This window comes from Priestia sp. P5 (genome assembly GCF_029522155.1).
GTDB classification, from domain to species: domain Bacteria; phylum Bacillota; class Bacilli; order Bacillales; family Bacillaceae_H; genus Priestia; species Priestia megaterium_E.
Map to the genome: position 1 here is coordinate 2,839,571 of NZ_JAKWFJ010000001.1, position 15,984 is coordinate 2,855,554.

The following is a 15,984-nucleotide window of genomic DNA, read 5'->3' on the forward strand; positions in this document are numbered from 1 at the left end:
ATATCACAAGTTAGTAGGAATAATAAGCAAATGGTGAATGTTATGACAGTTTTGACTAAGACCTAGCATGAATATCTTGGACAATCTCCGCGTGTTTCTTATCCGTTAGCTTATACATAAAACCAATAATCACTGCAGCAATGGACAAAGCAATAGCAGGATATAGTAACAGCAAACTTTTAATTCCCACTAATGTACCTGCCTTTTGTGCCACGTTTGGGATATACCCAACTAACCCTAAACCAATACCTGATAAGAAGCCGGATAGCGACTGAGCAAGCTTTCGAGAAAAGTTGAACAATGAATACGTTGTGCCTTCTTTTCTTTCGCCTGTTTTCCATTCACCATAATCAATAATATCTGATACAAATGCCCATGTAATCCCGTTAGGAATGCTGATACCTATAAAAGCAATACTTGCTAAAATCGTAAAAATTACGACGTTAGAAGGCATAAAGAAATTTACTGTGTCCGCTGCAATACTGATTCCTAAGCCAATCATTGCAGCTTGCTTTTTTCCAAATCGGCTAACAAGCTTTGGCAGCATAATGACTCCTAGAAAGGATGAACCAATAATAATAAAGTTCATGTAAGCCATCAATTTAACATTTCCTAAATTATACTGTGCAAAGTAAATAAGCATAGCTGATTTAATATTGTAAGCTGAAATGGTAAATACCGTCATAAACACTAAAATTAAAAGAGGTTTGTTACTTACAAACGTTTTAAAAATAGACTTGACTGATAGTTTTTCTTTTGGACTCTCTTTTACGACAATGCGTTCTTTGCAATTGCGATAGCATACATAAAAAGCGATGATGCCAATGACCGACATAATTCCCATAACAACGGGATAACCGATTTTTTCATTTGGAAATAACAGAATGAGCGGTACAACAGCAATGCTGGTTACAAACAGTGCACCTAGCGATCCTGTTTGACGAAAAGCAGCAAGAGACGTGCGATCAGAAGTATTTTGAGTCATGGATGCGCCTAGCGATCCGTATGGAATATTGACAAATGAATAGCCAATTCCCCAAATCATATAAGAAGCGTACGCATAAATTAATTTACCCGCCGGTGAAAGATTTGGCGAAATAAACGTGAGTACGGTTAAAATGGCTAACACCATACTTCCGAATAGTAAATACGGCCGGAATTTTCCTTTAGCTCCGATGTTTTTTCGGTAATCAATGGACGAACCAACAATGGGATCACAAACTGCTGCAAATAACTTACTTACTAGAAAAATCCCTCCCGCAGCCGCGGCAGGGATGCCTGCCACATCTGTAAAGAACTTCAACAAATAAAGCTGCCCTAAATCAAACATGAAACCGTTACCAAAATCACCCATACCATAAGATATTTTTTCTTTTACACTAAGATTTTTCTTTTCTACTTTTATTTCAACCTTTCTTTCTGTTGCCACAACACTCATGGTAATCCCCCTTCTCCCCTTGCAATTCTTTAAACTATTTTGCGCCTTTATTTTTGCAACGTATAGGCTGGGAAGCTAAAGTAGTCTTTAGCATTTTCATAACATATTCCTTTCACAATTTGCTCAAGCAGCTGCTGGTCATTAGGTACTTCCCCTTCTTCTACCCACGTACCGATTAAGCTGCATACTAGTCTTCTGAAATATTCATGCCTTGTATACGAAAGAAAACTTCGGGAATCTGTTAACATACCGATAAACCGACTAAACAACCCAACATTTGATAACGCTTTCATTTGTTCTAACATACCTTCTCGTTGATCATTAAACCACCAAGCCGTGCCAAGCTGCAGCTTGCCAGGAATACCGTCTCCTTGAAAGCTGCCAATTATACTTGCTAATACATAATTATCTTTTGGATTTAACGAATATAAAATCGTCTTTGGCAAACTATTTTGTACGTCCATTTGATCAAGAAGCTGTACGAGAGGCTCTGCCACTTGTCCATCATACATCGAGTCATACCCTGTATCTGGACCTAACTGACGAAACATTTTGGTGTTATTGTTTCTAAGAGCATGAAGGTGAAATTGCATTGCCCAACCTAGCTCATTATACAGCTTCCCTAAAAAGATTAACGTATATGACTTGTATTTACTTTCTTCCTCAGTACTTACGCCTTCACCTTTTAAGGCTTTTAAGAAAATCTCCGAAACTTCTTCTTTCGAAGTCTTCGTATATACCATTTTATTTAGTGCGTGATCAGATAAACGCCCTCCCATGGAATGGAAAAAACGAGCTCGACTTTCAAGAGCTTTTAACAAATCATCATAGGTGTGAATGGAGCGGTTTAAACAATCTTGCAACTTTGCAATCCAGCTCTTAAACCCTTCTTGGTTGATTTCAAGCCCTTTATCCGGACGAAAACTTGGAAGTACTTGGGTCTCAAAACCTTGGACATCTCTTAGTTTCATATGATACTCTAATGAATCTGTTGGGTCATCCGTTGTACAGATAACTTTTACGTTAGAACGTGTAATAAGATCTCTTGCACCAAACTTACCGCTGCGTAATTTCTCGTTTGCTTTTTCCCAAATAAACGGTGCCGTCTGTTCATTTAATATCTCATCAATATTAAAAAAACGCTTTAACTCTAGATGCGTCCAATGATATAGCGGATTCCCAATCGTCATTGGAACTGTTTTAGCCCACGCGAGAAATTTTTCATAGTCACTCGCTGATCCTGTTATCTTTTCCTCTTCAATTCCGTTCGCTCTCATCAGTCTCCATTTATAGTGATCTCCATCTAGCCAAACGTTAGTTAACGTTTTAAACTGTTTATTCTCATAAACTTCCTGCGGGTTTAAGTGGCAATGATAATCAATAATCGGCATATCTTTTGCGTAAGTATTATACAAGTGTGCTGCTGTTTCATTTGTTAATAAAAAATGGTCATCCATAAACTTTTTCATTCTCATTCACTCCTTCACTTTTTTGTTAACGTTAACAAAATCAAATAAATTGATGAATACTCTTATTTATAGATAACTATATTAATAAGATATAATCTTCAATAACAAAAATGTTAACGTTAACATTTTATTTAATTCTATTACTTATTTCTAAATTTTACAACAATTTATCTTTATATTTTTCAATTTTTTTCTCTCTTTATTTCATATATTGATTCTTCATTTTAAAAAACCAGGATTTATGACATGTTTCCATAAGAATTAAAGCAAGTTTTTTCACATAGAGCTTATACAAGGGGAATAAGGCGAACGGCTGTCTTTAATGCTATAATAAATTTCATATGCAAAATATCACTACTAGCATTTAAACCATACATAGCCGCTTCACCTTATTTTCGTATCATTTAAAATAAAGGAATTTCAAAGAGAAAAGTGAATAGTATAAACATGCACTTTATTTACTATCTCTTTTTAATTTTCATATATTCATTGCTTTTAAAGGAGAGGATATCATGCCAGGAGCCACAAGCATGGTCGTGATCGGGATTACTGCCTTAATTGTATTTGGACCAAGTAAATTGCCGGACATAGGACGAGCATTTGGACATTCCCTGCGAGAATTTAAAAATGCAGCAGAAGGAATTATACAGGATGACGACAAAAAAACTTCAGAGGATACTACTGAAGATAAAGAGAAAAAATCCTAATTTTTATGTAAATGAAAGTTATACAGACTAAAAAGCCCACTTTTAACGTGCAGTGGGTTTCTTTTTTGATGTATGATAGTAAAAAATAGTAAAGAAAGAGGGTAACTTTTTGTTTAAATCGAAACTGCATTTTTGGACATTGGAACTATTAATGATTGCTTTACTGATCTACATTTGTAAACATATTTCGTTTGTTTTTCTGCCAATCGGTGTGTTTATCTCCACTTTGTTTTTCCCTATTCTTGTAGCTGGTTTTCTTTTCTTTTTATTCGAACCAATTGTGTCATTTCTCACAAGAAAAAAAGTGCCAAAAACACTGGCCATTTTACTATTATACGTTGTGTTTATCGGCGTAATTGCTTCTATTGTAGGCGGTGTGGGACCTACTTTATCTAAACAATTAACTGATTTGGCTAAGAATATTCCGTCTTACATTGTAGAAACGAGAGAGTACATAAATGATTTATCTAATTCAAGATGGTTTAACTGGCTCGTTGAACAAAAATATGTGTCGCTCGATCATATTGAAGAGTCACTTTTAAACTACGCGTCTACTTTACCTACGAATCTCACAAACAGTATTTCATCTGTTTTAAGCGTCGTAACAAATATTACACTTACGGTTGTAACCGTTCCTTTCATTCTTTTTTATATGCTTAAAGACAGCCATAAACTTCGTAAAAATACGCTGCGTATGGTTCCTGCTTCTTACCGAAAAGAAACGTTACGTACAATGAAAGAAACAACAAATACGCTAGCTACTTATATTCAAGGCCAAATGCTCGTTTGTTTGTTTGTCGGTATTAGTACATTCATTGGTTACCTCATCATCGGGTTGCCTTATGCATTAATACTCGCACTAATAGGAGCCCTTACTAATATTATCCCGTACGTCGGCCCTTTTATTGGCGTAGCACCCGCTTTAATCGTAGGTTTATTATACTCTCCTACAAAAGCGATATTAGTAATTATTGTCGTCGTAATCGTTCAACAGCTCGACGGGAACATTATTTCTCCGCTAGTAATTGGAAAGAAATTAAACACACATCCTTTAACAATTATTATTTTATTGCTTGTTGCGGGTAACATTGCAGGAATACTCGGAATGATCTTAGCGATTCCGGCTTATGCTGTAACAAAAACCATTGTGATAAATATTGTAAGAATGATTCAATTCAGAAATAAATCTATCAAGTTGTAAAATGCAAAGGCAATACAATAAAAGGACCTTCTCTTGAAGGTCCTTTTATTGTTCCATAGGTTCAGCACTGACACACCATCAGGTGATTTCCATCCGGATCTTTAAATGTAAACCAATGATTGTGTTGAATTCCTGTCGTTAGCTCTACTTTTTTTTGTTTCATATATTCATAAGCTTCTTTAATATCGTTTGTATTCAAATGAAAAGCTGGCGTTTTAAAAAGCGTATTTTTTGAATAAGTTTTGCTATCTAATACAATTCCTGTTCCATTCATAGGTATCACATATAAATGATCATATAAAATGTCTCCATCTGCTATCAAACCTAGTATGTCACAATACCAGTCTCGTGCTTTTTTTATGTCCTTTACAGGAATAAAAACCGTGCCTACTTCATTTAATATAGGGTTCATTTATGACCTCCGGTATGGGTTTAGTAGTTTTACAAAGTATTCTCTTTTAATCGCTGATAACCTTTTATTTTGAGATGCTTTCTATCAGTCCATTAAACTCGGTAGCAGAATTAGCAGTCTTGCGGACACGGTTATTCTCCATACATAAGCTACACGGCAAATGTAGATGCTTCATGACAAAATGTGGATTACTAAAAAAGAAAATGAGAAAATCTCCCCCTTCTCCTGCTTTGCACGTGTATAATGAAAAATAGACTATAGATAGTAGCCGCCTTTTGTTTGTAGCATCGAACTTTCGTGCCTTACAATAGATTTAAAGCCACTATTCAACTAAGAATTAAATTGACTAACTTAAGGTTAAGGAGGTTAGATGTGTATGGATTATTCATCTTTACTCATACGCGAAGTCATTGATAGAGTATCTAAATTACGCCTCTTATCTGTTTATAATGAAAGCATAAAAAGTGATTTAGAAAGCACCATCCTCCCTCTTTATCAGCAGCACTTTGAAAATAAAGATGTAAACGAAGCGTTGAGGATTTTAAAAAAAGACTTTCTCAATCGTACGAAACGCAGATGGTTAGATGCTGCTATACGCGATTATGAGCAAAAAAAGCCTAAGAAGAATAAAGAGCTGATTGGAGAATACAAAGCGCTAACAGCTTATTATAAAACGAACGGAAAAGAACTCTTTTGCAAACAGTTTGAAAACGTATCATCTCCGGAAGAAGTCATTGATAAACGAATTGGAATTCTACGTGAATGGAGTCAAGAAGATAGCTTCTTCTTAACGGATTATCCTTATATTCATCAAAAAACCAAGACTCAGCGAGAAAAAGCAATCCATACGGATATATCTATTATTATTGGGCTGACTATACTGGACCCAAGCTTCCAAAACGGAAATCATAGTATTATTGAAAGCCCTTTTTCAACTGTAGAGAACCCTTTTTTCTCTAACTCAAGAGCAAAGCTTCTCGTCGAGCAACCCCTATTAGAGAAAGAAGGAAAAGAATATTTCTTAAGTACTTATAACTCTGAAGACGGGACAGATTACGAATTGTTAATAGAAAAAGAATACGCTGAAGAAAATGGAAACAAGATTAGTGATTTAGATCGGTTTGATTATAAAGTGTTTTTAGAAATCATGAGCCAGCGCGACGAGTTGTTCGCTACACAGAAAATCATTAACGTAAAAATTGGTGACCTTGTGAAAGCACTTTATAAAACAGACAGTAAGCGCAACTATCAAATGATAGAAGAAAGAATTACAAAAATGAAGCACTACAGCATGACAAAAGTACAGCATAATAAGAAAATTGCCTACGGTATTTTTGACTTTGTGGATATTACTACGATGCCGAACGGAACGCGAATTGCTGAAATTCACGTCAACGAAGTGATATATAGAGACTATATTCAACGCCAAACGGTGCGTATTTATAAAAATAAAGTAGAAAAATTAAGTTTAGACGCCGCTTATCATTTGCTATTCGTTATGCAAAAAGAGCGTCTCATTTGCTATGAAACAAAATCTTCATACAATGTCACAAGAGATTATTTATATTTTTCGACAAGAGTCCGCTTTCGAAAAAGACGAAAAAAAGAAAACCTTGTCGAAATTGAAACAGCCTTAGATGAGCTAGTCGAACAAAAACTAGCTGTTCAATCTTATAAAAGAGTAGGCCAAGTGTTTCAGATTACCTTTATTCCTGTGGGAGAAAGTGAAGTAAAAGACTTATTAGCCGGTGATTACGAATATGCTCCCCTTTCTATTTATCAAAACGTAACAAGTTCTATAGGCTAAAAAAGAATGCCCTTATAATTTTTATAAGGGCATTCTTTTTATCTATCTACTATTAGTTAATGCACTTTTTGCTCCACATTTCCGTGCAAAAGTGTTTTTTTGCTCCAATTCTCCATGTAAACATATTATTTCCCCTGCTAATATGGCAGTTAAACTTCACCTTCCTCGTCATTTTGTGAACTTTTTGTGTCTGGAAAAAGCATTATAATTATTTTTTGCTCCAGATTTCCGTGCAAATGTGTTGTTTTTCTTTCTATACGGCATTTACTATAAGTTTGGCTCCAATCTTCCGTGCAAATATGCCACTTTTACATAAATTTTCTTGTGACAGCGACTTTTCCTCTTCATTTTCTCCAATTTTTGCTCCACATCTCCGTGCAAAAGTGTTTTTTGCTCCAGATTTCCGTGCAAACATGCCATTTCCTCAAAAAAACACTATTTTCGCTGCAAATGTTTGTTTATCCCCTCTGAAAATGTGAACTTTTTGTGTCTCAAAAAGGGCATTTTTCTTTTTTTTGTCCCTATTTTCCGTGCAAATGTGTCACTTTCTTACCTGAATCTTTACTTTTATTATTTTTGCTCCTATTCTCCGTGCAAATATGTCATTTTTACATCAAATTTTTTTTGAATTTGTCGCATTTTGTGCATTTTATCCGTCATAATACGACATTTAGCTTAAGAATGCCGTTTTATCAACGTTTATGAAATATAACGCTATTTTTGCTCCACATCTCCGTGCAAATATGTCACCCTGTAAATAGATGTTTCATCCCTTGGTATCACTAGTCTTCTAAAAAAATGCACCATTTTCCCGTGCAAATATGTCATTTTACAGCCTATATGACTGTGTCTATACTGTAAAAGACGACATATATAGTTTTGGGAAGGAGGTAACTACATGAGTGTACAAAAGCTGTCACTAAAACGGCACACCCTTATAGCAAACAAGCTGCTGATTGTCATGAGCGGCTTAAATAGAAACACTAAACGAGACAATAGCTATTACTATGAAAAACATTCATTTGGTCTTGCGAAAAACTTTGTAGATATAAAGTGGACAGGTTCTCTGATGAAGCAAATTTTAGCTTACGTAGCCAAATGTAACAGCCAAGGTCATATTTCAATTATTTCTGAGCAAGAACTGGCTAATACAATCCAATGTTCCGTTCGGACCGTTCAAAATAACAATAAGCTTTTAGAAGACTATGACATCATTCGCTGGGATCGTTTATGGGGAGACTATATTCAAGTTTCTTTAAACAACTATTTAGAGGATTTTTTAGACTTACATATAAAAGAAGCTGCTGATGTTCAAAACATATCATATAATCCTGAAATGCTTGATGAAGATCACAATACATATACTTCAAAAGGTGGTTATACTTCTGTTTCGATGGAAGTGATTTATCAATTGCTGGCTATTAAAAATATCAACATGCTGCGTCTGGCTTTACGTGCGTTGTATGTATACGAATCTGATGTAAACGTAAAGAAAGATTCAGAAGCACTTTTATCTTACACTGAGGTAAAACACATTCTTCCAAAATACATTGGCTATAAAGCTGCTATTAAAGAAATGGCTAGCAAATTGAGTACAATTTTCCGTATCGATATACTAGAAAAAGATGATTGTGTCAAAACATTATTAGAAGAAAAGCAGCCAAGAAAATCAATTATTGAAAAGATCAAGGATGGTTTTATTTTAAGCTTTAATTTAACTGGTGCTCATGATAGTAAAAAACAAAAAGAAATCGAAAAAATCCGTGGAGAGCATGCATTTGCTCAGTTTAAGAATTTCTTTAAATCTTTTGGTCATTATTCAATTAAAAAGGAAGATATTCATTCCATTGTACATGAGTTTGGTTTAGATATAATCGAAAAATCATTAACGTCCGTTCAGCGTTACCTACAACAAACTTACATAGAAGAAAGTATGGATGCATTTCGCCCTCTTGTGCATGAAATGGAGTCAAACTTCTTTACGTATATCCGCAAAATTGCCAACGGGTATTATCAGGCAAAAATTAACGCTCTATAATACTCTTTTTTGTTATGCCTTTTTTTACTCATTTCTACTCTATTTTCCTTCCATTCTTTCTTTCTCTTTAACTTACTAAAACATAAATATCTCTCAGCTATAATAAATCCCTTTAAATGATAATGATTTTCGTTTTCATGAAAAAAATCAACTAAATGAACAAAAAATACAATACATAAACGTTATTTTCCAATCGACTGCGTAGAAAATATAGCTGTTATAAAAAAATCCTATATTTTTTCGTGAAAATTCTTGTAGTAATCTGCAGTTTTTTTTGATTGCTTTATTCCCTTTAACCTCAGTCAGCAGAAGGCTTTTACCCATATAAGTTTTAGCAATGTTTATAATTTCTTTAAGTTCTTTTTAATGTCTTATAAATGTCTAGTAATTTCTATAAAATAATGAGCAGCAAATAAATAGCGTTTTTTATACACATAAATACTAAGCTACAATGAGTACCAGTTTGGTAGACATAATATATAACAGACTAAAAAAGCACTTCTATAAAATAGAAATGCCCTTTCTTACTTTATGCACATGTATACTTTCATAAAAAAAACACACAAAACAAATTCTTTACATCTGCTTTGTGTGTTTCTTTTACTTATTAGGATTATATTGTTTAAGAACTTTATCACGCACATATTTAAGATGATGATACATTTTCTTGAATGCATCATCGGGGTCATGATTAGCTAACGCATTATAAATAGCAGTATGATGTTCTACAGTAAGTTCTGGTTCTCTAAAGGTAATTTCCCTATCTGTTTTTTCGTGAGTGAAGAGCAAGGAATTAATCATACCTTCTACCACTGGATTATCAGCGCTAACAGCAATAATTCGATGGAACTCCTTATCCGCTGCACCGTAATTGTTATCTGCACTCTTTTTTATGTCTTCGATCGTTTCTTTTAACTGTCTTAATTGATCATCGTTTATTTTTTCCGCGGCCATGGTTACTAGACCCAGTTCTAGTGCCATGCGCGCTTCCACTACTGCAGGTAAATTATCCATTGATAACGCTAACATAACAGAAAAAGGATGTGCTCCTATTTTGTTATTAAAATACGTACCTCCACGGGTTTTTCTTGTAATTACACCAAGTACTTCTAATGCACTCAAGGCTTCTCTCAATACAGGGCGACTTACATTCAATACGTCTAATAACTCCATTTCAGTTGGCAGCTTATCTCCTGGCTTTAATTGCCCGCTGACCAATAACTGAATAATACGGTCGACTACTTGTTTTGCCAGCGTATTACGATTAACGGATTCAAATGACACTTTTTTAGTCGAACCACTCATCTTCATCCACCCTTTTCTGAATATTGTTTATTTGTAAGACTAATTATATCATATAGAATTTCTTTATGTATCACCAACACTACTTCTTAACTATTCTTATTTCTTATCTACATAAGATTATGTATTAAACTGCTCGTTATTATAAAAACAGAAGCTCGAACAAAGACGTAGAATTGTTCGAGCTAAAAGCACCCTGTAATTATTTTTTTAAAAAATTTTTAACGTACCAGACAAGGACGTTTATTATCAAAGCTCCAATTTTTAATTAAATACTGCATAGCTTTTGAATCATCACGTGCTCCTAATTGCATTTTCTTATATAGCTGATGTGCTTGCTCGATTCGTTCTAAATCCAACTCTATGCCAAGTCCTGGCTTTTTAGGTACTGCTACTCTTCCTCCCTCAATTTTAAAAGGATCTTTTGTCAATCGCTGACCATCTTGCCAAATCCAATGCGTATCAATAGCCGTTATTTTTCCAGGAGCGGCAGCAGCCACATGAGTGAACATGGCCAGTGAAATGTCAAAATGATTATTTGAATGTGATCCCCATGTAAGACCCCAATCATGACACATTTGAGCCACACGAACCGACCCTTGCATCGTCCAAAAATGGGGATCTGCTAGAGGAATATCTACAGCGTTTAACTGAATAGCGTGCCCCATTTGACGCCAGTCTGTAGCAATCATATTCGTAGCAGTGGGCAGTCCAGTTGCTCTGCGAAATTCCGCCATTGTTTCTCTTGCTGAATATCCATTTTCGCTCCCGCAAGGGTCTTCTGCATAGGCCAATACATGATGTTTATTTTTACATAGTTGAATAGCTTCTTCCAAAGACCAAGCTCCGTTGGGGTCTAAGGTAATTCGAGCTTCAGGGAATTTTTCAGCTAATGCTGCTACCGCTTCTACTTCTTGCTCACCTTGAAGAACACCGCCTTTTAGTTTAAAATCATTAAATCCATACTGCTGATGAGCTGCCTGTGCAAGTTTTACGATTGCTTCAGGAGTCAGAGCTTCTTCATGACGAAGTCGAAACCACTCCACTTTTTCATTTTCACCACTTAGATAGTCCAAGTCAGTTTTGTTGCGATCTCCAATATAGAATAAATAACCTAGCATTTCCACATGTTCCCTTTGCTGGCCTTCCCCTAACAATGCTGCAACTGGTACATTAAGAAATTTTCCTACTAAATCTAATAAAGCTGCTTCCAGTGCAGTAACAGCATGAATGGTCGTCCGTAAATCGAATGTTTGAAGCCCTCTCCCTGCCATATCTCGATCTCCAAATTTTTTACGTACTATATTTAAGATGTTATTATAATTTCCGATTGATTGACCTACTATAAATGTCTTCGCATCTTCAAGCGTTTGACGAATGTTTTCACCTCCAGGTACCTCTCCTACCCCTGTGCTTCCAGTACTGTCTTTTAAAATAACAATATTTCGAGTGAAAAAGGGACTATGGGCTCCGCTGAGATTAAGCAGCATACTATCATACCCAGCCACTGGTATAACCTGCATATCTATAATTTGAGGCGTAGACGATTTTTTTTCGCTTTGGATTTCACTATTTGTAAGAACATAATTATTCATGCTTTTCACTCCTGATCTAAGTTTTTTTGAATCCGCTTACATATCGAGCGTGCTTTCATCCTTTGAGGAGATATTCTTTAGTTCTACTCGTTTAATTTCTCCTACTAAAAGAAGATAACAGAGAATAGCTATAAGAGCGTTAGCGCCCACAAAAACCAATGCTCCATTAAAAGAGCCTGTTGCATTGACAATATATCCAATAATAATAGGCGTTGTAATAGACGCAATGTTTCCAAATGTGTTAAAAAGTCCGCCGCTTAAACCGGCTATTTCTTTAGGGGAAGTGTCAGCAACAACAGCCCACCCTAATGCTCCAAAGCCTTTTCCAAAAAAAGCAAGTGACATAATTACTACGACAATCCATTCAGCATCTACATAATTGCAAGCAACCATGCTACAAGAAAGCAACATACCAATAACGATAGGTGTTTTACGTGCAAAAGTTAATGAACGACCTCTTTTTAAAAAGAAATCAGATACAATTCCCCCTAACACTCCTCCTAAAAATCCGCATACGGCAGGTAGAGAAGCAATAAATCCAGCTTCCAAAATTGACATTCCGCGTGCTTGAACTAAATAAACAGGAAACCATGTTAAAAAGAAATAAGTGAGAGTCGTAATACAATATTGTCCAATGTAAACACCTAACAACATTCTGCTTTTAAGAAGTTGTTTAATTTGATTCCATCCCGGGCCGGTATTTTTCTTTGTTTCTACTTTTTTATCATCCATATCAATGAGCCCGCCGCCCTGCTGGATATAATTTATCTCTTCTTTTGTAATGCGAGGATGTTTGCTTGGACTGTAGATCACTTTCATCCAAACAGCAGCTAAGATTACCCCTAAGACACCCATAATAATAAATACAAAATGCCAGCCGAACCTGTGAGTGAGCCATGCCATAATAGGCGAAAATAATACTAGTGCAAAATACTGAGCCGAATTAAAAATCGCAGAGGCTGTCCCACGTTCAGATTTTGGAAACCAGGCCGCTACAATACGGCTATTTCCTGGAAAAGAAGGGGCTTCAGCTAACCCAACCATAAAACGAAGCGTAAATAAGATAATTATAGCAGCACCGCCACTAAAAAAGCCGATAAATCCTTGAAAAAAGGTAAAAATAGACCAAAAAAATACACTGCATGCAATGATTGTCTTTGATCCGAATTTGTCTAAGAACCAACCTCCAGGAAGCTGACCAATTACATAGGCCCATCCAAATGCTGAAAAAACATACCCCATTGAAACTGAATTTAAGCCTAATTCTTTTTGAACAGAGTCTCCTACAATGGACAGCGTCGCTCTATCTGCATAATTAATCGTTGTCAAAACAAAAAGCATAAATACGACAAACCAGCGTACATGGCTTTTCTTGCTGCTTCCCGCTTCCAATTTTGGTTTAGCTTGCATAATCACTTATTCCATCCCCCTCTTATTGTTTTGTTCTTTTCCTATGTTTATCTCTCTTAAAAAGGAGGAGTTTTCCTCCTTTCTAAGAGAATAAAAGGTTCATAATACAATAAAGGTATTTAACTTTTTATAAAAATAGTTTTAATAGCTGTGAAAAATTCTTTAGCAGCTTCCCCTTGTTCTCTAGAGTGAGAACTTGATTGTTTCATGCCTCCAAAAGGTGCCTGAAGTTCAACGCCTGCACTTTCCGAGTTAATTCGAATAAGCCCAGCATCCATTTCATTAATAAAAGAAAGCATATGAGAAATATTTGTAGTGAAAATAGAAGCACTTAGCCCATATTGAACATCGTTAGCTAGTGCTAATGCTTCCTCGATGGATTCTACTTTCATCAATGCTATTACGGGCCCAAAAATTTCTTCTTGTGATATCGTCATATGCGATTCTACGTTTTCAAAAATAGTAGGTTCTACGTAAAATCCATTTTCATATTCCCCGTCAGTCAACTGACGTCCTCCGTATAAAAGAGTTGCACCTTCACTTTTTCCTTTTTCAATATATGACAATACGGTCTGTAACTGATTTTCGCTTGCACATGGTCCCATCCACGTGTCTTCTTTTAACCCTTCTCCAACGGTAATTTCCTTCGTTTTTGCTAATAGTTTTTGTTTGAATTTTTCATATACCTCATGCTGAACAATTACCCGACTAGTCGCAGTACATTTTTGACCTGTGGAACGGAATGCACCGCTGATCGTACCTTCTACTGCTAAATCTAAATCTGCATCCGCCGCTACAATTACCGGGTTCTTCCCCCCCATTTCTAACTGATATTTAGCTCCTCGAACGAAAGCCTGTTGACCAATTTGTTTACCTACTCGATCAGATCCTGTAAATGTAATAGCATTAATTTCTGGATGTTCAGCAATAGCTTGACCAATGATTGATCCAGAGCCCGTAATCATATTTATTACACCCGCTGGAATTTCTGCTTCTTCAAAACATTCGATAATCTTAGCGCACGTAATAGCTGTTTCAGTAGCTGGCTTAATTATGATAGTGTTTCCGTAAACAAGTGCCGGAGCTATTTTCCATATAGGAATAGCAATAGGAAAGTTCCATGGAGTGATAACTCCAACAACGCCTAACGGTACTCGAGATGTAAACATCAATGCTTCAGCATCGGTAGAAGGAATTACATCTCCCATTTTTCTCATACCTTCTCCCGCATAGTATCGAAGAATAGCTATTCCTCGAGCTGTTTCTCCTTTTGTTTCAGCCAAGGTTTTTCCCATTTCACGTGTAGCACATTCTGCAATTTCATCTAGTCTATTTTCCATAATATCCGCAGCTTTGTGAAGGTACTGTCCGCGAGCTGCGCCTGACAAGCGCTTCCATTTTTCTTGAGCTTGTTTAGCTGCTTTTACCGCTAGATTTAAATCTTCAAGAGTTGATTTTTGTACATATCCTACAGCCTCTTTCTTATTGGCTGGGTTTAGACTTTCCATCATCTCTTGAGACGATGATGGCACGCCTTTTCCATTAATAAAATTTAAGTATTGTTTGTTTTGAACACTAATTGTCATATGAACTCTCCTTTTTATAAAGCGTTTACATTTTATTAATTAAGATAAAACTTGTTTAGAGGATTTAGGATATTGATCAAATGCTTGTGTTAAAATCTTTTCGAGCTGTACGTAATGTTCTCTATCTACTGAAACAATAGGAGGCCTTACTGTATCTGTAACGGGTAAGCCTATAATTTCCATGCCTGCTTTAATCAATGAAACGGCATATCCTTTTTTTTGCTTGCGAATATCGTTAATTGGAAGAATTATATTTTGGTAGAGTTCACTGAGTAACTCTTGATCATGACTTAATAAAGCATTGTAAAACATTCTTGATATGTGCGGGATATAGTTAGATATTGCTGACGAATAAGAATCAAATCCAATTGGAGCGTATGCTGGCATCGTTACTTCAGCCATTGGCATTCCGTTTAGCCAGCCTAGTCGTTTTCCTAAAGACTGAGTTAATTCTATATTTAATTCCATATTTCCATATCCGTCTTTTAATCCTACTAGTTGGTTTAATTCTGTAAGCTTTTCTAAAGTTGGCAACTTTAAAATAGCATTATCTCTTTGATAAACAATTGCGTTTAAATTTGTATGCTCAATGATTGCTTTTAGATAGTTGTAAAGGCCCTCTTGTTCACCTTCAATTAAGTATGGAGGTAAAATTAAATATCCATCTGCCTGTTTTTCCTCTGAAATACGAGCCCATTCTAAAGCTGTAGAAAGATTACTGCCCACACCTGTATAAACGGGAACTTTTCCGTTGACGACAGATATAGCTACTTCTAACATTGCTGTATATTCTTTTGTACTTAAGGATTGAAATTCCCCTGAACCGCAAGCGATGAAGATAGCCTCTAACCCTTCGTCTAATAAAAATTGAATATTCGCCTCTAAAGCTTTTTCATCCAATTTTCCTTGGTTATTAAGGGGAGCAACGGGGAAACCTAAAATTCCTGTAGGTGCTTTTCTATTCATATTCACATGCATATCCTCCTATAAATTTTCAGATAATTTTTACATTTTTATTG

General features: G+C 35.7%; 12 protein-coding genes. 4 read left to right on the forward strand and 8 right to left on the reverse strand.

Annotated elements, in window-relative coordinates:
* Positions 1-55: 55 nt before the first annotated feature.
* Positions 56-1,438, reverse strand: a complete 1,383-nt coding sequence (locus MMB69_RS15165; RefSeq protein ID WP_028413697.1) for a glycoside-pentoside-hexuronide (GPH):cation symporter — start codon at positions 1,436-1,438, stop codon at positions 56-58.
* A 47-nt stretch (positions 1,439-1,485) separates the two neighbouring features.
* Positions 1,486-2,907 carry a glucuronate isomerase gene (uxaC, locus tag MMB69_RS15170; protein ID WP_221782669.1) on the reverse strand — a complete coding sequence of 474 codons (1,422 nt, stop codon included), beginning with the start codon at positions 2,905-2,907 and terminating at the stop codon, positions 1,486-1,488.
* Between the two features lie 512 nt (positions 2,908-3,419).
* Here uxaC and MMB69_RS15175 point away from each other — a divergent pair.
* Entirely contained in the window at positions 3,420-3,614 is a 195-nt protein-coding gene (locus tag MMB69_RS15175) for a twin-arginine translocase TatA/TatE family subunit (protein WP_221782667.1), read from the forward strand.
* A 109-nt stretch (positions 3,615-3,723) separates the two neighbouring features.
* Positions 3,724-4,815 carry an AI-2E family transporter gene (locus tag MMB69_RS15180; protein ID WP_025751972.1) on the forward strand — a complete coding sequence of 364 codons (1,092 nt, stop codon included), beginning with the start codon at positions 3,724-3,726 and terminating at the stop codon, positions 4,813-4,815.
* Positions 4,816-4,876: 61 nt separating this feature from the next.
* Here MMB69_RS15180 and MMB69_RS15185 read toward each other — a convergent pair whose 3' ends face one another.
* Positions 4,877-5,227: a VOC family protein gene (locus MMB69_RS15185; RefSeq protein WP_013056601.1), complete on the reverse strand. Its 351-nt coding sequence runs from the start codon at positions 5,225-5,227 to the stop codon at positions 4,877-4,879.
* Positions 5,228-5,603: 376 nt separating this feature from the next.
* Here MMB69_RS15185 and MMB69_RS15190 point away from each other — a divergent pair, with 376 nt between their 5' ends.
* The gene (locus tag MMB69_RS15190; protein WP_014460532.1) at positions 5,604-7,034 is read left to right on the forward strand and encodes a hypothetical protein; all 1,431 of its coding nucleotides are present in this window, start codon (positions 5,604-5,606) and stop codon (positions 7,032-7,034) included.
* A gap of 898 nt (positions 7,035-7,932) precedes the next feature.
* Positions 7,933-9,072, forward strand: a complete 1,140-nt coding sequence (locus MMB69_RS15195) for a hypothetical protein (protein WP_060747457.1) — start codon at positions 7,933-7,935, stop codon at positions 9,070-9,072.
* A gap of 600 nt (positions 9,073-9,672) precedes the next feature.
* Here MMB69_RS15195 and MMB69_RS15200 read toward each other — a convergent pair.
* The 5 genes from MMB69_RS15200 to kdgD all read right to left on the reverse strand — a co-directional run bounded on the left by MMB69_RS15200 (position 9,673) and on the right by kdgD (position 15,937).
* Complete coding sequence (locus MMB69_RS15200) at positions 9,673-10,377, reverse strand: FadR/GntR family transcriptional regulator (protein ID WP_221782665.1); 705 nt, start codon at positions 10,375-10,377, stop codon at positions 9,673-9,675.
* A gap of 218 nt (positions 10,378-10,595) precedes the next feature.
* Positions 10,596-11,969, reverse strand: a complete 1,374-nt coding sequence (gudD, locus tag MMB69_RS15205; protein ID WP_221782663.1) for a glucarate dehydratase — start codon at positions 11,967-11,969, stop codon at positions 10,596-10,598.
* Positions 11,970-12,005: 36 nt separating this feature from the next.
* Positions 12,006-13,379, reverse strand: a complete 1,374-nt coding sequence (locus MMB69_RS15210) for an MFS transporter (protein WP_221783416.1) — start codon at positions 13,377-13,379, stop codon at positions 12,006-12,008.
* Positions 13,380-13,498: 119 nt separating this feature from the next.
* Positions 13,499-14,965, reverse strand: coding sequence for an alpha-ketoglutaric semialdehyde dehydrogenase GucD (gucD, locus tag MMB69_RS15215; RefSeq protein ID WP_221782661.1), 1,467 nt, complete (start codon positions 14,963-14,965; stop codon positions 13,499-13,501).
* 39 nt (positions 14,966-15,004) lie between these two features.
* The gene (gene kdgD / locus MMB69_RS15220; protein WP_221782659.1) at positions 15,005-15,937 is read right to left on the reverse strand and encodes a 5-dehydro-4-deoxyglucarate dehydratase; all 933 of its coding nucleotides are present in this window, start codon (positions 15,935-15,937) and stop codon (positions 15,005-15,007) included.
* Positions 15,938-15,984: the final 47 nt, after the last annotated feature.